Source organism: Corynebacterium pseudogenitalium (assembly GCF_024453815.1).
GTDB classification, from domain to species: Bacteria; Actinomycetota; Actinomycetes; order Mycobacteriales; family Mycobacteriaceae; genus Corynebacterium; species Corynebacterium pseudogenitalium.
Genome location: NZ_CP072934.1, coordinates 901,210 through 919,060 on the forward strand (window position 1 = coordinate 901,210; position 17,851 = coordinate 919,060).

Annotated in this window: 17 protein-coding genes and 1 tRNA gene; 11 read left to right on the plus strand and 7 right to left on the minus strand. The window is 59.6% G+C overall.

Annotated elements, in window-relative coordinates; genetic code table 11:
* Nucleotides 1-57: 57 nt before the first annotated feature.
* Nucleotides 58-1,047, minus strand: coding sequence for a selenide, water dikinase SelD (selD, locus tag KBP54_RS04365; RefSeq protein ID WP_070976457.1), 990 nt, complete (start codon nucleotides 1,045-1,047; stop codon nucleotides 58-60).
* 24 nt (nucleotides 1,048-1,071) lie between these two features.
* Between selD and KBP54_RS04370 the strand changes: the two genes are divergently transcribed.
* From KBP54_RS04370 to selB, 3 genes are all read left to right on the plus strand, one after another.
* Nucleotides 1,072-1,166, plus strand: a tRNA-Sec gene (locus KBP54_RS04370).
* 29 nt (nucleotides 1,167-1,195) lie between these two features.
* On the plus strand, nucleotides 1,196-2,485 hold the full coding sequence (selA, locus tag KBP54_RS04375) for an L-seryl-tRNA(Sec) selenium transferase (RefSeq protein WP_256006427.1): 1,290 nt from the start codon (nucleotides 1,196-1,198) through the stop codon (nucleotides 2,483-2,485).
* A gap of 7 nt (nucleotides 2,486-2,492) precedes the next feature.
* Nucleotides 2,493-4,265, plus strand: a complete 1,773-nt coding sequence (gene selB / locus KBP54_RS04380; RefSeq protein WP_070976235.1) for a selenocysteine-specific translation elongation factor — start codon at nucleotides 2,493-2,495, stop codon at nucleotides 4,263-4,265.
* An 18-nt stretch (nucleotides 4,266-4,283) separates the two neighbouring features.
* On the opposite strand, the gene KBP54_RS04385 is transcribed toward selB, so the two are convergent.
* Genes KBP54_RS04385 through KBP54_RS04400 form a run of 4 tightly spaced genes read right to left on the minus strand, consistent with a single transcriptional unit; the run spans nucleotide 4,284 to nucleotide 7,619 of the window.
* Nucleotides 4,284-4,709: a cupin domain-containing protein gene (locus KBP54_RS04385; protein ID WP_070479414.1), complete on the minus strand. Its 426-nt coding sequence runs from the start codon at nucleotides 4,707-4,709 to the stop codon at nucleotides 4,284-4,286.
* Nucleotides 4,710-4,758: 49 nt separating this feature from the next.
* Entirely contained in the window at nucleotides 4,759-5,772 is a 1,014-nt protein-coding gene (locus KBP54_RS04390) for a hypothetical protein (protein ID WP_143000857.1), read from the minus strand.
* A 38-nt stretch (nucleotides 5,773-5,810) separates the two neighbouring features.
* Nucleotides 5,811-6,698 (minus strand): EamA family transporter, encoded by an 888-nt coding sequence (locus KBP54_RS04395; protein WP_070976238.1) that lies wholly within the window; start codon nucleotides 6,696-6,698, stop codon nucleotides 5,811-5,813.
* 12 nt (nucleotides 6,699-6,710) lie between these two features.
* Nucleotides 6,711-7,619, minus strand: a complete 909-nt coding sequence (locus KBP54_RS04400) for a DUF808 domain-containing protein (protein WP_070479422.1) — start codon at nucleotides 7,617-7,619, stop codon at nucleotides 6,711-6,713.
* A 268-nt stretch (nucleotides 7,620-7,887) separates the two neighbouring features.
* Here KBP54_RS04400 and KBP54_RS04405 point away from each other — a divergent pair, with 268 nt between their 5' ends.
* The 8 genes from KBP54_RS04405 to KBP54_RS04440 all read left to right on the plus strand — a co-directional run bounded on the left by KBP54_RS04405 (nucleotide 7,888) and on the right by KBP54_RS04440 (nucleotide 16,587).
* On the plus strand, nucleotides 7,888-9,495 hold the full coding sequence (locus KBP54_RS04405; RefSeq protein ID WP_070479424.1) for a peptide ABC transporter substrate-binding protein: 1,608 nt from the start codon (nucleotides 7,888-7,890) through the stop codon (nucleotides 9,493-9,495).
* Nucleotides 9,496-9,613: 118 nt separating this feature from the next.
* Entirely contained in the window at nucleotides 9,614-10,540 is a 927-nt protein-coding gene (locus tag KBP54_RS04410) for an ABC transporter permease (protein WP_070362704.1), read from the plus strand.
* Entirely contained in the window at nucleotides 10,533-11,498 is a 966-nt protein-coding gene (locus KBP54_RS04415; RefSeq protein ID WP_083290976.1) for an ABC transporter permease, read from the plus strand. Before KBP54_RS04410 ends, KBP54_RS04415 begins: the two co-directional genes overlap by 8 nt.
* Complete coding sequence (locus KBP54_RS04420) at nucleotides 11,495-13,174, plus strand: dipeptide ABC transporter ATP-binding protein (RefSeq protein WP_070362702.1); 1,680 nt, start codon at nucleotides 11,495-11,497, stop codon at nucleotides 13,172-13,174. Before KBP54_RS04415 ends, KBP54_RS04420 begins: the two co-directional genes overlap by 4 nt.
* 208 nt (nucleotides 13,175-13,382) lie before the next feature.
* Nucleotides 13,383-13,982 (plus strand): ECF transporter S component, encoded by a 600-nt coding sequence (locus KBP54_RS04425; protein ID WP_070362701.1) that lies wholly within the window; start codon nucleotides 13,383-13,385, stop codon nucleotides 13,980-13,982.
* A gap of 5 nt (nucleotides 13,983-13,987) precedes the next feature.
* The gene (locus KBP54_RS04430) at nucleotides 13,988-15,346 is read left to right on the plus strand and encodes an ABC transporter ATP-binding protein (protein WP_070362700.1); all 1,359 of its coding nucleotides are present in this window, start codon (nucleotides 13,988-13,990) and stop codon (nucleotides 15,344-15,346) included.
* Nucleotides 15,343-16,104: an energy-coupling factor transporter transmembrane component T family protein gene (locus tag KBP54_RS04435; protein WP_070362699.1), complete on the plus strand. Its 762-nt coding sequence runs from the start codon at nucleotides 15,343-15,345 to the stop codon at nucleotides 16,102-16,104. Before KBP54_RS04430 ends, KBP54_RS04435 begins: the two co-directional genes overlap by 4 nt.
* 3 nt (nucleotides 16,105-16,107) lie before the next feature.
* Nucleotides 16,108-16,587, plus strand: a complete 480-nt coding sequence (locus KBP54_RS04440; RefSeq protein ID WP_070362698.1) for a nucleoside/nucleotide kinase family protein — start codon at nucleotides 16,108-16,110, stop codon at nucleotides 16,585-16,587.
* Here the strand turns inward: KBP54_RS04440 and KBP54_RS04445 are convergent.
* Nucleotides 16,584-17,120, minus strand: a complete 537-nt coding sequence (locus tag KBP54_RS04445; RefSeq protein WP_070362697.1) for a ribonuclease FAU-1 family protein — start codon at nucleotides 17,118-17,120, stop codon at nucleotides 16,584-16,586. The two genes, KBP54_RS04440 and KBP54_RS04445, sit on opposite strands and share 4 nt — an antisense overlap.
* 7 nt (nucleotides 17,121-17,127) lie before the next feature.
* Nucleotides 17,128-17,817, minus strand: a complete 690-nt coding sequence (locus KBP54_RS04450; protein WP_070976243.1) for an Rv1157c family protein — start codon at nucleotides 17,815-17,817, stop codon at nucleotides 17,128-17,130.
* Between the last annotated feature and the right edge of the window lie 34 nt (nucleotides 17,818-17,851).

The window sequence follows — 17,851 nt, forward strand, 5'->3', positions numbered from 1 at the left end:
CCCCTCTCACACACCGTGTTGGAGGGGCAGTGTTGTATTTCTAGTTTGGTATTTCGGCTACTTCACCTGAACGCGGCCAGTGCCGGCGACGGTTTCGCCGATGACGGGGTAGCCGGGGATCTCGCCGATGACGAGCAGCCCGCCGGAAGTCTGGGCGTCCGCAAGGAGCAGCAGCTCGTCGCCGTCCAGATCAGAGTCGATGTTGGGGCGTACCCAGTCAAGGTTGCGCTTCGAGCCACCAGGGATGTAGCCGGCCTCGAGCGTTTCACGGGCGCCGTCGATAAATGGGACCTTCGTGTGGTCGATGACGGCGTCGATCCCGGAAGCGCGTGCCATCTTGAACAAGTGGCCGAGGAGTCCGAAACCAGTGACGTCGGTGGCGGCTTTCACACCGGCGGCGACTGCCTTTTCGGAGGCTTCCTTGTTCAGCGTGGTCATTACTTCGATGGCCTGCGGGAAGACATCGCCGGTTGCCTTGTGGCGGTTGTTCAGTAGGCCAGAGCCGATCGGCTTGGTCAAGGTGATGGGCAGGCCGGCCTCTGCGGCGTCGTTGCGCATGAGCTTGGCCGGGTCCACGATGCCGGTGGCAGCCATGCCGTAGATCGGCTCGGGTGCGGTGATCGAGTGCCCGCCGGTCACGCTGATGCCGGCTGCGGTGGCAGCGTCCAGGCCACCGTGCAGTACGTCGCGGATGAGCTCTGAGGGGAGGACATCCCGTGGCCAGGCGAGCAGGTTGATGGCGGTGATTGGGGTGCCGCCCATCGCGTAGACGTCTGAGAGCGCGTTGACGGCCGCGATCTTGCCCCAGGTGTAGGCGTCATCGAAGACCGGGGTGAAGAAGTCGGCTGTGGAGATGACGGCGAGGTCGTCGCGGACGTGAATCGCGGAGGCGTCGTCGCCGTCGTCGAGGCCAACGATCACGTTGGGGTCAGCGAATCCAACCAGTCCCTGGACGGCTTCTTCGAGCTCACCGGGTGGAATCTTGCACGCACACCCGCCACCGGATGCGTACTGGGTCAAACGAATCTTAGAATTATCAGCAGTCATACCTACATGGTAGCGTTGCTTTTCGGAGGCGTACGTGTCCTGGTGGCCACCCCAGTCTTCAAAACTGGTGAGGTCGAGCATCTCGGCCTGGCAGGTTCGATTCCTGTCCGTCTCCGCCAAAACGTTGTGTTGTTGTAAGGGGAAGCACATGAATGATCCTCGCCGTCGAATCCCTCGCACAGACGCACTGCTTGCGCTTGCAGCGCAGGAGCACACCGCGTTGGCGCCACACGCGCTTAAGGCGCTCGCAGGGAAGCTGCAACAGCGCGCCCGCGACGGCGAGATCACCCCTGAAGAGGTCACCCCGGAGTTTCTCCACGCTTGTCGACGCCACCCCGGGTCCCTGACGCCAGTCCTCAACGCAACAGGCGTGGTTGTGCACACCAACATCGGTAGAGCACCGCTTGCCCCGCAGGCAATAGACGCGATGGTGGATGCCGCGCAATATGTGGATGTAGAGATGGATCTCGCAGCAGGCGTTCGATCCCGCGATAGAGGCAGGGCCGCCACGGATGCAATCCTGGCTGCATGTCCAGCGGCGGAGGACGCGCTGGTAGTAAATAATGGCGCAGCGGCGTTACTCCTTGCCGTGGCTACGTTCGCCGAGGGGCGCGACGTCGTTATCTCGCGCGGCGAACTCATCGAGATTGGGGCGGGGTTCCGCCTGCCTGAGCTCATTGAGAGCGCACGAGTGTCTTTGGTTGAAGTCGGCGCGACAAACCGTACGCATCCCTTCGACTATGAGCGGGCGCTCGACAACGCGGGAGCGGTGCTGAAGGTGCATCCCTCGAACTACAGGGTGCACGGGTTTACCGCGGAGACCACTATTGCGCAGCTTCGCGAGCTTGTCCGGCCCCGCGGCTGCGCCCTGATCGCTGACATCGGCTCGGGCCTGCTTCACCCTGATCCGCTGCTGCCGGACGAGCCAGATGCCACTACAGCTTTGCGCGATGGCGCGGACGTGGTGCTGTTTTCCGGTGACAAACTACTTGGTGGGCCGCAGGCGGGCGTTATGGTCGGAACGAAGGACGCCATTGCGAAGCTGAAGCGGCACCCGCTGGCGCGCGCAGTGCGCATCGACAAACTGCGCCTCGCGGCGTTGGAGGCAAGCCTGAACATCGCCAGCACACCAGTCCACGACTACCTGCACGCAAACTCCGACCAGCTCAAAGCCCGCGCAGAAGCGCTCGCAGCGGAGGTTGGAGGCAGTGTGGTTCCGCACGACGGCCGCGTTGGAGGAGGCGGCGCGCCGGGCTTCCCACTGCCCGGTTGGGCTGTTGCGCTTGATGAGTCGTTGGCAGCCCCGCTACGGGCAGGTACCCCGGTTGTGCTCGGACGTGTCCACGAGAATGAGTTGTTGATTGACCTGCGCTGTGTGCCACCCGAGCGCGACCATGAGATCGCAGCCGCGATTCGAGCGGCCCAAGGAAAGGACTGAGTGTTACGTGTTTGTAGTTGCGACAGCTGGCCACGTCGACCATGGAAAGTCCACCCTGGTCAAAGCGCTTACCGGAATGGAACCGGACCGCTGGGATGAAGAGAAAGACCGGGGGCTCACGATCGACCTCGGGTTTGTGTGGACCAACGTCGATGGCGAAGACATCGCGTTCGTGGACGTCCCTGGGCACGAGCGCTTCATCGCGAACATGCTCGCGGGTGTTGGGCCCGTCACGGATGTCTTGTTTGTCGTCGCTGCGGACGAGGGCTGGATGCAGCAAACATTGGACCACCGGGACGCTATCAATGCGTTCGGCGTCCAGCACGGTGTGATCGCGATGACACGGGTGGATAAGGCGGATGCTGGGCGTCGACAAGCTGTGGCTGAAGAAACTCGCCGGAATGTCGCTGGTACCAGTATGGAGCGTTGGCCCGTCGTCGAAGTTTCTGCCAAGACGGGCGAGGGGGTTGAAGAGCTCAGGAGTGCGCTTGTGGCGATGCTGCGGCAGCAGTCGACGGCGGACCCCGCCGGGCGAATCCGGATGTGGGTCGACAGGGCGTTTCACATCAAAGGCGCCGGCACCGTTGTTACGGGGACGCTCACCAACGGAACAATTCAACCTGGGCAGACGCTGACGCTACAGACCGATGCAGGTCAACGCGAAGTCACCGTGCGTGGTATCCAGTCGGAGGACACCGCAGTTGAAGAAGCCAAGCCGACGATGCGCGTCGCGCTCAACCTTCGCGGAGTGAGCGTCGACGAAGTTTCGCGTGGCGCGGCGCTGTGCACGCCAGAGAAGTGGCACATGACCTCTGTGGTGGATGTGCGCCATACCCACGGGGCTGCACTGAACGACGTGCCGCAGGAGGTTGTGGTGCACGTCGGTACGGCAGGAGTCAGCGCGAAAGTGCGACCGTTCGGTGCAAAGCACGCCAGGCTCATCCTCGAGCACGACCTGGTGCTGAGCATCGGGGACCGGTTGGTGCTGCGAGGCTCCGGTGCGCAGCAAATTCTCGGCGGGGTAGAGGCTATCGACGTGGACCCGCCCGCCCTTCCCCGGCGCGGCGACGGGCGGAAGCGCTCGGCGCAGCTTGAGACGCTGCCGGATATCAACGTGGAGATCGCCAGACGGGTGGCCGTGCGGCCAGAACTATTGGTAAGCCTTGGATTTGAGGTCGGCGATAAGCCCCCGCAAGGTACCGTGGCGTTTGCCGGGTACTGGATCCGCGCGCAGCAGGTAATGGAGTGGAAAGACACGTTGCTGCAGGCATTGCAAGCACACCTTGCGGCGCATCCGCTGTCGGCTGGGTTAGCTACTGGTGCGGCCGTTGAAGCTCTGCATCTGCCAGACGCGAAGCTGTTGCCGCTTGCTGTCGCCGCTGCGAAACTCAACACTCGCGACGGGTACGTCTGCAACACGGCCGAGGTCGATCTCGGGGAGGCGGAGCCAGGGGTCCAGAAACTCGAGGCGCAGCTTCGTGCCCATCCATTCAAGGCCCCCGAGGCGCGCGATCTCGAGCAGCTCGGTCTGGGGGCGAAAGAGCTTGCGGCAGCGGAGCGGGCCGGAAGGATTCTACGGCTCGGCGATGGCGTAGTCGTTGCCGCGGATGCGATCACGCTTGCAACCGCGAGGCTGCGGGACTTACCTCAGCCTTTCCGCACGACGGACGCGCGCCAGGCGCTCGAGACGACCCGCCGCGTTGCCATCCCGTTGCTCGAGCTTCTAGACGCACGCGGAATCACCCGCCAGATAGAGGCGGGTGTTCGAGTACTGACGTAGCAGCCTCGTTCGGCTGTTCTAGTGTTCGTGTTCGTCAGCGTCCGCATCAGCCTTCGTCTCGTGGACAGTGCCAGGCTTATGCTCTGGAGCGGCGTAGATTGAGTACACCTTCGCCGGGGCGTCGGACTCGTTCACGAAGTTGTGCCACTGGCCAGCAGGAACGAACGCTGCGTCATCGTCGCCGATGACCTTATCAACAGTCAGATTGTCTTCGGATGGGCCGATCATCGCGCGCAGCTCGCCGGATTCTACGCGAATGAACTGGTCGTGATCGTCGTGAATCTCTGCGCCAATCTCGCCGCCTGCGGGGATGCTCATCACCGTCAGCTGAAGGTGCTTTCCGGTCCACAGGGTGTCACGAAATGCATCGTTATCAAGCGTTGCCTGCTCAATGTCGAACGTAACTGGGTTCGGCCCGTGGTCAGTACGCAAGATCTTGGACATGATTCCTCCTCGCAAATAGGTTCGGTTTCACTCCACAGCATAGCGCGCTTTAGGGCTTGCGGTGTCGGCCTACGTCTTGGCTGCGGCGTCGCCGTGCTTTTTGAACTTCGGTCAGGTAATCGCCGTCGTCGCTGCTAGGTGGCTCAGCCGTAGCTGGCTCAGCAAGTATCGACGCCCCTTCGTCCTCCACGACGTCCATGTCCACCAGCGGTGCAGGCTCAGCACCCTGACTGTTCGTTCTCGGCCGGGTAGGAACTGCGGCACGGGAACGGTCAACGGTGACAGCCCACGAGCCGTCGGGGAACTGAACCGTCTCGAATTGTTTCCCACCGTCCGGGCCAGAGTGCGTGAGGTCAGGCACGTGCAGCCACATCGGGTCTGCTGCGTCTGAATAATCAGCAATGTCGAGGGCCGCCATGCCATCCAAGAAAAATGCGCGGGCGACTATACATCCGTTGTCGGGCGAAGGGGCGTCGAGAAGCATTGCACGAACATCGTCAAGGTCAGCTGCCGAGACGCAGCCGAGCACGCGCTCGCCCAGCGTAACTACGACGTCGGTGTCGCCCGCGGTTTGTAGTCCAACAAACCATTGGCCTGGCGCCAGGCTTGCGAGTTGCTCCGCGCTGAACTCGCCTCGCTCCGTATCAATGATCGCCATGTCACCGCTTGGTAGCACAAGGCAATCAGGACCCGCATTGTTGCGGGGGACAGCGAGCTGAGGCGGTGGCAAAATCACATCGACGGCGAACTTGCCGTGCTCAGCATCGAACTTCACCGCAGCCAACGTCATCGGTAGCAGCTGCGACTGATGGATTCGCTCCAAGTCGACGTAACGGGCTCTGTCGAATTGAGCAATCTCTCCAAGAACACCGGCGCCGAGCCTTCGTACCCGCCAGTTTTCCTCGACCGCGTTTGGCTCGAGCACTACCGGCACGTATGACGTGTGGCGCGTGCCGCCGAATTCAGCAAACAAAGGCGACTGCACGACGTCAACGACAGTCACCTCCTCGCCAGCGCCCCACGTCGATGGCGCAAGCGGGTACACGGGGAGAGAGAGTTCCACAGCGTCATACTCCTATCTGCATCCAAAAAGTCACAATCTCATTGCTGTGGCCAGCGCCGCGGGGCCTGTTCAACAGGAGGTGGGGGAGCAGCGCCAAACCATGCGATTACAACACCCGCGACCGTGACACACAAGATACCTAACACCAGATGGGTAGTGAGCACGTCACCGCGAAACACCACGCCGAGAACCGTGCCCAGCACCGGCTCCATCGCGAACAACGTGCCGACAATCTGCGCCGATGTAAACCGCGCAGCCAGCGTGTCCGCCATATAGGGGATGACGACGCCAACGAAGCCCGCCAACGTCAGGAGCATCCAGCTATGCGCATCGAGCTTGACTGCATCATGGATTGAAAAAGGCAGCGTAAGCAGAGCTGCGATCGTGATTGCGATTGCAAGCTCTTCCATTCCACCCGAGGACTTGCCCACCTTTTCCGCAAAGATTGTGTAGAGCGCGCAGAACGCGGCGCCGCACAACGCGAACATCACCCCCAGAGGATTGAGCCCCGACGAAGGCCCGGCAATCAATGCAACCCCGGCGAGAGCAACCAGCGCCCACAGCCGAATCCACCACTGCCGAATACCAAAAAATGTCACGCAGCACGGGCCCAAGAAATCGATAGTGATTGCAGCACCCAGGGGGATACGCGCGATAGCTGCGTACAAAAACTGATTCATCAGCGCGATCGACGCGCCGAAGATGAATGCCTGCTTCCACTGCTCTTTCGACATCTCACGGGGGTTCGGCCGAAAAAGTACGAGAAGAATAACGGCGCCCAGTAAGAAGCGCAGTGTTGAAATACTGACGGTACTAGCGACGACGAACAGGGAAGCAGCTAGCAATGCGGAGACCTGATTGCCCAGGGATCCGACGAAGATAAGGCCGATGGGGCGAACCAACGTACGGGTCGAGCGCGCTGCCATGGAATCTTCCCCTTACCGGACGCGCCGAATCGCGGACACCACACCGACCACGATCAGGCCAACTACCAGGCCCGCGGTCAGAGAAATCCCAGTCTCCACGAACCAACCAAGGACACCGTTATGCACGGCGTTCACAGCGCGTTCGATTACCTCATGGATCACATGCAGTCCAAAGACCTCGTCGAGGCCCCGAAGGATGAGGTGGCCTCCGACCCACAACATCGCCACGGTGCCGATCACACCGATCGCCGAAAGCACAACGGGCATTGACTTCACCATCGCGTGGCCCAGTCTCGCTGCACGATCGCGCTGAATCATTGCACGGCCAATGTCATCGATCTTGACCAGGAGTGCCACTGCACCGTAGACCGCAAGGGTGATAAAAATGCCCACTGCGATGAGCACCGCAGCTTCCATCCAAATAGATTGATCCGCCACCTCGTCAAGGGAGATGATCATGATCTCCGCACTTAAAATGAGGTCTGTTCGAATTGCGCTTTTCACCAGTGCGTCTTCGTCCTGAGCAGTACGGTGTACGGCCGCCTCTTCGTCAGCCTCAACATCACTGGTCAATTTGTGCACGATCTTCTCGGCGCCCTCGAAACATAAATATGTGCCACCAATCATCAAAATTGGCACCAGTGCCCACGGCGCAAACGCGTTGAGTGCCAACGCGATCGGCAAAATGATGAGCAACTTGTTCCGTAGTGAACCTTTCGTGATCTTCCAGATCATTGGAAGCTCGCGCGCCGGGGTGACGCCGGAAACGTATTGGGGCGTGACGGCGGCGTCGTCGATGACGACGCCTGCAGCTTTGGCGGACGTTTTCGCCGTGAGGGAAGCCACATCGTCCGCAGAAGAAGCTGCGGTTCTGGCAATGAGGGCGACGTCGTCAAAGAGGGCGAGGAGACCTCCGGCCATGTGTATTTCCCTTCCTAGGAATCGTTGCGGTGGGCGACCGAAAGTCTACACGGCGCTCTCTAGATACCTTTGTGCGCTCAAGGGCGAAGGAGCTGTGAAAAGGCTGTCAGTAAGCACCCCCAAAAGTGTAGAACCATGTCAGAAACCTGAATTATTTACCAATGTCGCAGTCTTATGTGGTGGAATAGAATGCATCTCATCAAGTGTGATGTAGTCCACTTGAGTGGAGGTAATTGAAGCTAGCTAACAACAATCTGAAGGAGGCGCTGTGCGTACAGTAAAAGCTGCAGCGATCTTGGCGGTAGGAACCCTCACACTCGGATTGGCTGCGTGTGGTGGATCCGGCAACGACGAGGCCGCAAGCGGTCAGGGTGAGTCGACCGGTGGCGACAACTATGTACTGGCATACGGCACCGAGCCGCAGAACCCGCTGATCCCGGGCAACACGAATGAGGTCGGTGGCGGACGCATCATCGACGAGATCTTCTCTGGCCTCATCTACTACGACACTGAGGGTAAGACCCATAACGACCTTGCAGAGTCCATCGACCTTGAGGGCGACACCCTCTACAAAGTCACGCTGAAGGACGGCGTGAAGTGGCAGGACGGAACTCCAGTTACGGCGAACGACTTTGTTGACGCATGGAACTACATCGTTGCGAATTCGCTGCTCGGCGAGAGCTTCTTTGAATCCATCAAGGGCTACGACCCAGAGGGCGTGCCAACCCTTGAGGGCCTCAACGTCATCGACGACAAGACCTTTACCATCGAGCTGAGCCAGCCTGAGGCAGACTTCCCAACCCGCCTCGGCTACTCCGCGTTCTTCCCAATGCACCCTTCGGCGTTCGAAGACATCGACGCCTACGGTGAGAACCCAATTTCCAACGGCCCGTACAAGCTGGCGGAGTGGAACCACAACCAGGACGCAACCATCGTTCCGAATGAGGAGTACGCCGGCGACAAGAAGCCGCAGAACGACGGCGTGACTTTCGTCTTCTACGCACAGCAGGATGCTGCATACGCTGACCTGCTCGCGGGCAACCTGGACGTCCTCGACGCTATTCCAGATTCCGCATTCGCAAGCTACGAAACGGAGTTGGGTGACCGCGCAGTAAACCAGCCGTCGGCTATCTTCCAGTCCTTCACCATTCCGGAGAACCTGGAGCACTTCAACGGTGAGGAAGGACAGCTGCGTCGTCAAGCCATCTCGATGGCGATCGACCGCGACGAGATCACGAAGACGATCTTCCAGGGCACCCGCACCCCGGCGACCGACTTCACCTCGCCAGTCATCCCTGGCCACTCTGACTCGCTCAACGGGGCAGAGGTACTCGAGTACAACCCAGAGGAAGCAAAGCGCCTGTGGGCTGAAGCAGACAAGATCAAACCATTCACCGGCGAGTTCTCCTTGTCCTACAACGCTGATGGCGGCCACCAGGCATGGGTCGATGCAGTTGCAAACTCCATCCGCAACACCCTTGGCATCGATGCAGTTGGCAACGCATACCCAGACTTCAAGTCCCTGCGTGATGACGTCACGAATAGGACCATCAAGGGCGCATTCCGTACCGGCTGGCAGGCAGACTACCCATCGCTGGGTAACTTCCTGAGCCCGCTGTACGCCTCCAATGGTGGTTCCAACGACGGTGACTACGCTAACCCTGAGGTGGACAACCTGCTGAAGGAAGCCGCTGCTGCAGGCGACGTCGAAGCCGCTACACCTATCTACAACAAGGTGCAGGAGCAGCTCCTGAAGGACTTGCCGGCAGTTCCACTGTGGTACGCGAACGTCAACGGTGGATCCTCGGAGAACGTTGAGAACGTCGCGTTCAACTGGAAGTCCGTTCCGGTGTACACGCAAATCACCAAGAAGTAACAAAACCCCTACGCTCTGACCCATCCCACCCCGCCTGCGTACAAGCATGCGGGGTGTTGGGTTTGGGTGCGTCCATAAGCTCATGTTCAAAACGAAGAATTAAGGAGAGCCTGCAACCATGTTGCGATATATCGGGCGACGGCTCCTTCAGATGATTCCCGTGTTCTTTGGGGCCACGCTGCTGCTCTATGCGCTGGTGTTCCTCATGCCCGGTGATCCTGTCCAGGCCCTCGGCGGCGATCGTGGCTTGACCGAGGCCGCGAGAGCGCGCATTGAAGCCGAATACAACCTCGATAAACCTTTCATCGTCCAGTACCTGCTCTATCTGAAGGGCATTATGGTTGGCGACTTCGGAAAGACTTTCTCTGGCCAGCCCGTCGCCTCTGTGATGGCAAATGCGTTTCCGGTAACCATCAAGCTCGGCCTGATGGCACTCGCGTTTGAGGCGTTCTTCGGCATTCTCTTCGGATTCTTCGCAGGAATCCGCCGCGGTGGAATTTTTGATTCGACCGTGCTGGTTGTGTCCCTGTTCGTAATCGCAGTGCCGTCCTTTGTCATCGGCTTCGTGCTGCAGTACCTCGTGGGCGTGCGGTGGGGCTTGCTCCCCGTGACAGTGGGCAGGAATGAGTCTTTCATTGCCTTGTTGATGCCTGCCGTCGTGTTGGGTGCCTTATCGTGCGCGTACGTGATTCGGTTGACCAGACAATCCATCAGCGATAACCTCCGCGCGGACTATGTGCGCACCGCACGTGCTAAGGGTCTGTCTAAGGGCACAGTGATGTCCCGCCACGTGCTGCGAAACTCCCTCATTCCAGTGGTGACGTTCTTGGGTGCTGACCTCGGCGCGCTCATGGGCGGTGCGATTGTGACAGAAGGCATCTTCGGCATCAACGGTGTCGGTGGCACGATCTACCAGGCCATCATTAAAGGTGAGCCCGCGACAGTCGTGTCCTTTACCACCGTGCTGGTGATCATCTACATCGTTGCCAACCTGATAGTTGACCTGCTCTACGCAGTACTTGACCCAAGGATCCGCTATGCATAACTCTCAAGATCTCACAGCAGCTGCCCGCGCTGGGCAGGAGTATTTCATCGCGGAAACGGACGAAACCGGACTCGGTGCTGTTGACGCAGTACAGGACGAGTCCGCTCCCACAAGTCAGTGGGGAGAGGCCTGGCGCGCGTTGCGACGCCGTCCGCTGTTTTGGGTATCCGCACTCCTGATTTTGTTCGCCATTTTGCTTGCCCTGGTGCCGGGCCTGTTTACTAGCGTGGACCCGCGTGAGTGCATGTTGTCGCGCTCACTTGGCGCGCCGGAGTCCGGTCACCCGTTTGGCTTTGACCGTCAAGGCTGCGACATTTACGCTCGCACAATTTATGGTGCGCGTGCATCGGTCACAGTCGGTGTGCTTACTACGATCGTCGTGACGGTCCTAGGTTCACTGATCGGCGCGATCGCCGGTTTCTACGGTGGTATCTGGGACACCTTGCTGTCTCGCCTGACGGATATCTTCTTCGCTGTACCACTCGTGCTGGCAGCGATCGTGGTGATGTCCATGTTCCAGAACCAGCGCTCCATCTGGATGGTGGTGTTCGCGCTCTCTATGTTCGGATGGACGCAGATCGCGAGAATCGCGCGCGGCGCGGTGATGGGCGTGAAGAACGACGAGTTTGTGACTGCCGCCCGCGCATTGGGGGCGAGTGACGTGCGGATTATCTTCTCGCATATCTTGCCCAACGCGGCAGCACCGATCATTGTGTACGCCACCGTCGCGCTGGGTACGTTCATCGTCGCAGAGGCAACGCTGTCGTTCCTTGGCATCGGTTTGCCGACGACAGTCGTCTCGTGGGGCGGCGACATTTCTGCTGCACAGGCCTCCCTGAGGACCCAGCCCATGGTGCTGTTCTACCCTGCAATTGCTTTGGCACTGACAGTGCTGAGCTTCATCATGATGGGTGACGCCGTACGCGACGCCCTTGACCCTAAATCGAGGAAACGATGAGCGAGTTACAAGATCAACCGCTACTCGAGATAGCGGACCTGAAAGTTACATTCGAGTCGACTACCGGTGTTGTCGAAGCGGTGCGTGACTTTGACTTGACGGTGTACCCAGGTCAGTCGATCGCTATCGTGGGTGAGTCCGGATCGGGAAAGTCCACTGCAGCGATGTCCATCCTGGGATTGTTGCCCGGAACAGGCAAGGTCACCAATGGTTCCATCAAGCTCAACGGTGAAGAGCTCACCGAGCTTGATGAGAAGGGGTGGCAGAAGGTCCGGGGTAACAAAATAGGGCTTGTACCGCAGGACCCGATGAGCAACCTCAACCCAGTGTGGAGGATTGGCACACAGGTAGAGGAGTCCCTTCGCGCAAACCATGTGGTGGAGGGCTCTGAACGCCACGCGCGCGTCGTCCAACTGCTCGAGGAAGCGGGACTTCCAGAGGCCGAACGCCGCGCCAAACAGTACCCGCACGAGTTCTCGGGTGGTATGCGACAGCGTGCGCTCATCGCTATCGGTCTCGCGGCACGCCCAGAGTTGTTGATTGCCGACGAGCCAACATCCGCGTTGGATGTGACGGTGCAGAAGAAGATTCTCGACCACCTGGAGACGCTGACGGAGGAACTCGGCACAGCGCTGCTGTTCATCACGCACGACTTGGGACTGGCCGCCGAGCGCGCGGATCACCTGCTAGTCATGCACCGCGGACGCATCGTTGAGAAGGGGCCGAGCCTGCAGATTCTGCGCAACCCGCAGCACCCGTACACGAAGCGCCTCGTTACTGCCGCACCTTCCTTGGCATCCGCTCGTATCCAGAGCGCGAAAGCTCAGGGCATTGAGTCAAGCGAGGAACTCGCCTCGGGTCACCACGACTCCGAAGAAGTGGTGCTGAGCGTGCAGAACTTGGTGAAAGAGTTCGACGTCCGCGGGCAGAAGGGCAAGCAGAAGGTGCTTCGTGCTGTAGACGACGTCACGTTCGACGTTCGCCGCGGCACGACGCTTGCGCTCGTCGGTGAGTCCGGCTCCGGTAAGTCCACGGTGGCGAACATGGCGCTTCGCCTCTTGGAGCCAACGAGTGGCCGTGTCTTGTTTGAAGGACAAGATATCGCGAAGCTCAAGGGGCGCGAGTTGTTTGAAATGCGCCGCAAGATGCAGGTGGTGTTCCAGAATCCATATGGTTCGCTGGACCCGATGTATTCCATTTACCGCTGCATTGAGGAACCGTTGACGCTGCACAAGGTCGGTAGCCGAAAGGAGCGCGAGGCGCGAGTCGCCGAGTTGCTTGATTTGGTGCAGATGCCGCGATCGGCGATGCGTCGATACCCGAATGAGCTATCCGGTGGCCAGCGCCAGCGCATCGCAATTGCACGCGCGATGGCATTGGGTCCGGAAGTGATTGTCCTCGACGAGGCTGTTTCGGCGTTGGACGTGCTCGTTCAAAACCAGATTCTCCAGTTGCTGACTCAGCTGCAGGAGGAGATGCGCCTTTCATATCTGTTCATCACTCACGACCTAGCGGTGGTTCGCCAGACTGCTGATGACATTGTGGTGATGCGGCAGGGTAAGGCAGTGGAGCAGGGCCGGGCCGATGACATCTTCGATAACCCTCAGGATCCGTACACACAGAACCTGATTAATTCGGTGCCTGGCCTCAACATTGAATTGGGAGTAGGAGAGTAGGTCCCACCTGCTGATTTGTTACGTGCGCTACGCCACAATCGCAGCGATGAATACTGCGATTGTGGCGTAGCGTTTAGGGAATGTACAGTATTGTCACAACTTCATACACGGGTGTCTTCGTTGGAGAGAAAAGCGAAGGCTGAGATGCACAAGCGAACCGTTGAACCTGATCCGGGTAATGCCGGCGTTTAGGAAGGAATGTAAGCGTATGAATACGCGTGGAAGCCATTCGTGGCGTGTCATTGATATTGTTACTGCAGCCGTTTTGGGGGTGGCATGCGGGCTCATTTTTTGGATGTGGAACAGCGTCGGGTACGCAGGATTTAAGGCCTTTGATGCGCTCACCCCGGGTCTTGGTGGCCTGTTCACCGGTATCTGGTTCCTCGGTGGCACGCTTGGTGGGTTGGTAATTCGCAAGCCTGGCGCTGCGGTGTTCGTGGAAGTGCTGGCGGCGTCTGTGTCCGCGGTCATCGGAAGCCAGTGGGGGATCGAGACGCTGTATTCAGGATTGGCACAGGGTCTCGGTGCAGAGATCGTGTTCCTGATCTTCGCCTACAAGAAGTTTTCGACGACTGTGGCGGTGCTTGCCGGTATGGGCAGCGCAGTGGGCGCGTTCGTGCTTGAGCTGTTCCTGTCTGCCAACTTCGCGATGGGCCTGGCGTTCAACGTGATTTACCTCAGCTGCATGCTGGTATCGGGCGCGTTGCTTGCTGGTATTGTTGCAAAACTCTTGGTTGATGCTCTGGCTAAGACTGGTGCGCTTGACCGCTTCGGTGCAGGACGCGAGCGGTTCCAACAGGAGGTGTAGCCTCGGTGGCTACGGGGGACCAGGTCATCCAGGCACAGGGCCTGGGCTATAAACACGCGACTCGCCCGAAGCCTGCGTTTACCGGGGTGGACTTGACCGTCTCTCGTGGGGAGCGCGTGCTGCTCACGGGAGACTCTGGCGCTGGCAAGTCAACGCTGCTTGCCGTTTTAGCTGGGTTGGCGGCAGATGGTGAGGAAGGCCAAGTTCTTGGCTCCGTGAGTGTCAACGGCACGGTTGGCATGGTGATGCAGGACCCAGAGGCACAAACGATTTTGACTCGCGTTGGCGACGACGTTGCGTTTGGTGCCGAGAATATGGGGATTCCGCCAGAGGAAATCTGGCCCCGTGTGCGCGCTGCGCTGGATGCAGTGGGCCTGGATGTGCCGTTGGACCACAACACCGCGCACCTTTCTGGTGGGCAGAAGCAGCGACTCACATTGGCGGGAGTATTGGCCATGGGCGCTGACATCATTCTGCTGGATGAGCCGACGGCAAACCTTGACCCGGAAGGGCGCGACGATGTTGTGCGGGCAGTCGATGCCGTGTGTCGCCGCACAGGGGCGACCTTGATTGTGGTGGAGCACCGACCTGCACACTGGGTAGGCTTCGTGGACACGTTCTACCACCTCACCGCGGATGGGCTACAGCGCAGCGGCCCGGATCAGCTCCCAATGCCACCGCAGTTGCCGCCAGCGTTGAAGGTCCCTGCCAGCGCGGTAAGCGCGCTGCGTACTGAGAATCTCCGGGTTGCATTCGGTTCACCCCGCAACATCGCGGTACCAGAGGGCTTTTCTACCGTGATTACAGGCAAGAACGGTGTTGGAAAGACGACGCTAGTGCAAGCGCTCGCTGGGCTCGTCGCGCCACTCAGTGGCACTTTGGAGTACTCGCCGCGGATTCGAAGCGGGCTGACTACACCGTCGCACCGCTGGAAGTCGAAGGACTTGGCCCAACGGATTGGCTATGTGTTCCAGGAACCGGAGCATCAGTTCGTGACCGCGAATGTGCGCGATGAAGTTGCGTTGTCGGGTGCGTCGGCACACCGCGTCGATGAGCTGTTGCAACGACTGAAGCTTGAACACGTAGTAGCAGCAAATCCCTTTACACTTTCAGGAGGAGAGAAGCGCAGGCTTTCGGTAGCGACTGCGCTAGTGAATGCCCCTGAGCTCCTCATTCTTGATGAGCCGACCTTTGGGCAGGATGACAAAACCTTTGTAGAGGTAGTTTCGTTGATCCGTGAGTTGGCCGACGAGGGGAAAACCATCATCTCAATTACTCACGATGAGGCCTTCGTCAGTTCGTTGGGCGACCATATGGAGGAGCTGCGCAACGAGATGAATGCGGAAGGCGGGGTGCGGGAATGAACGTGCTCAATGGGGTGAATCCGGTAACGCGGATTCTGGGATTGGCGTTGCTGACTACACCGCTTATGGTGACGATCGATTGGGTTTCTGCAGTTGTCGCCATTGCGTTTACGCTGGCAGTCGTGCCGCTGTGCGGGCTGTCATTTAGGACGTTTTTCAAACGCGCGTTACCAATTCTTGTTGTTGCCCCGCTCGCGGGTATCCCGATGGCGCTATACGGCCAGTCAGGTGGGGAAACCTACCTTGAGTGGGGTCTCATCCATGTGACGGAGCTGTCCATTTCGCTCGCATTATCAATGGTGCTTCGCGTGTTTGCCATTGCGCTGCCCGTCATTGTGTTGTCTGCGCACGTGGATCCAACGGATCTTGGCGATGGGCTGTCCCAGGTGTTGAAGCTGCCAGAGCGCTTCGTTCTGGGATCAGTCGCTGCGTTTCGTATGTTGACGCTGCTTCGTGAGGATGTTGAGGCGATGCGAATGGCGCGCCGTGCCCGTGGCATTGCTGATACGGGACGCGTGAAGTATTGGTTTTCGTTGGCCTTCGGCTTGCTGGTGATGTCTCTGCGCAGGGCAGGCAAGCTTGCTACCGCGATGGAGGCTCGCGCATTCGGCGGCCCGCAAAAGCGTACGTGGGCTCGAGAGTCGCGGCTTACCAGGCGCGATTGGGTTGTCATGGTTGTATGCATCGCTGTCGCGTGCGTCGCGCTGGGGCTTTCAGTTGCCACTGGGTACTTCCGGCCAGTGTGGAGCGTCTCGTAGCTCATGGCTTACACACTGCTTATCGACGGCCCCTCCGGCGCCGGCAAAACCACATTGGCTGAACAAATTGGTGCTGCGCTCAGCGTTCGAGTGGTGCATTGCGATGAGTTTTATCCTGGCTGGAGCGGGCTTGAAGAAGGATCCAGAATTGTGGAGCGGGATGTACTTTCGCTCAATGAGCCGGGATACTGGCGTTGGGACTGGGAGTGTCAACGCCGCGGGGAGTGGGTCAGCCTTGACCCAGAAGGCGACCTTATTATTGAGGGCGTTGGTGCAGTGACCGAGGCGTCGATCGCGGCGGCGCGGGCGCGTGGCTGTGTGAACACGCTGTGGGTAGAGGCGGCAGAGTCGCTGCGTCGTTCGCGGGCGTTGCAGCGTGACCCAGGGTATGCGCCGTTTTGGGATATGTGGGCGGCCCAGGAGCAGGAGCACAGAGCTAGGCGAGGTGCCGTTTACTTCGACGTGACTATTGAGCGGCGTTAGTCAGCCGGGGTGAGCGTGACGCGCTCTGCCCAAGTGAGGTCGATGCCGAGGCTGGAGAGCCACCGCATCGCGTCGTCGCCGTGGCGGGTAATTCCCTCGACGGCGTTGAGGGTCACTTCCATGGCGCGTTCAGCTTCTTCTGCAGTGATAAGCCCTGCGGACGTCGCCGCGGCAAGCTCGTCGATGTCAAGGACTTCGATCGGACGTCCGGTCAGGGACACTAGGTCGACGTAGAGGTCGCGCGTCTGCCAGACGCCATCTGTTTCGGTGATATCTGCGACGTCGAAGTAGAAATCTTGTTGTACATCGATGCCTTGGCGGAAGTGGAAGATGTTTGCGCGGAGACCAAGCGATGGAAGCAGCCAGCTTTCCAAGTATCCAAACCGTGGGTGGTTTGCGCCTCGGGCCATGTAGAGGCCGAAGTTGGTCGTCGTGAAGACATCCACCTGGCGCAGGAACCCCTTCGGATCGGTGTTGACCTTCGCGGAGATGTCGAAGGTTTCCTGCTTCACTGGATGAAGATCGACGGTCATAGGCTGGCTACCTTACGTTGAACTGTGCTGCTGCTGGGGCGAAGTGACAGACATTGTTTTCGGTGCGCGCGGCACCATTGATCACTGCGAGGACTTTGCCGGGCCCTGTTTTTGCGGTTGCGGACAGGGTGGTTGGTCCTGTTGGGTTTATCTGATTATTCGCAAGCGGCGTTACACCGGTCTTGCCCGAGTTGAGGTTGATCCAGTACGCGTTCATGAGGCCTTGACGCTCTGCCGCTGGTGGAGTACCGAGGGCGGTAAACACGAATGTGGCTTCCCCAGCTTTGGCGCCTGGGGCTGGTGCGGGTGCGGGTCCAGGTACAACGAGCGCGGAGGCCGTGGAGTGCAGGCCTGGACCGATGCAGTTACTAGAGACCGTCGGCCAGTAGAACTGCGTAAACGCCGGTGCGTCTTTTGGCAGTGGCGGGCCGCCAAGTTCGCCTGTACCGGCGAAGAAGTTTACGGCGGTGCGCAGTGCGTTAGCTACCTGTGGCGGTACGAAGGGTTGATCTGCGAATTGGTTGACACGAGCAACGGTGTTGTTCGTGGGGCGTCCGAGTCCATCAACCGCGGATGAGAGAGATGACGGGATGCTGGGCTGTTGAGCGCTCGCGAGTGGTGCAGTAACGAGGGCGCACGCAGCGCAGAGCGTAGTAAGGCGGATCGCGGCGCGACGCGTGAAGTGGGAGGGGCGCACGTGGTGACCTAACTTTCCTTCGCATGACAGGTAG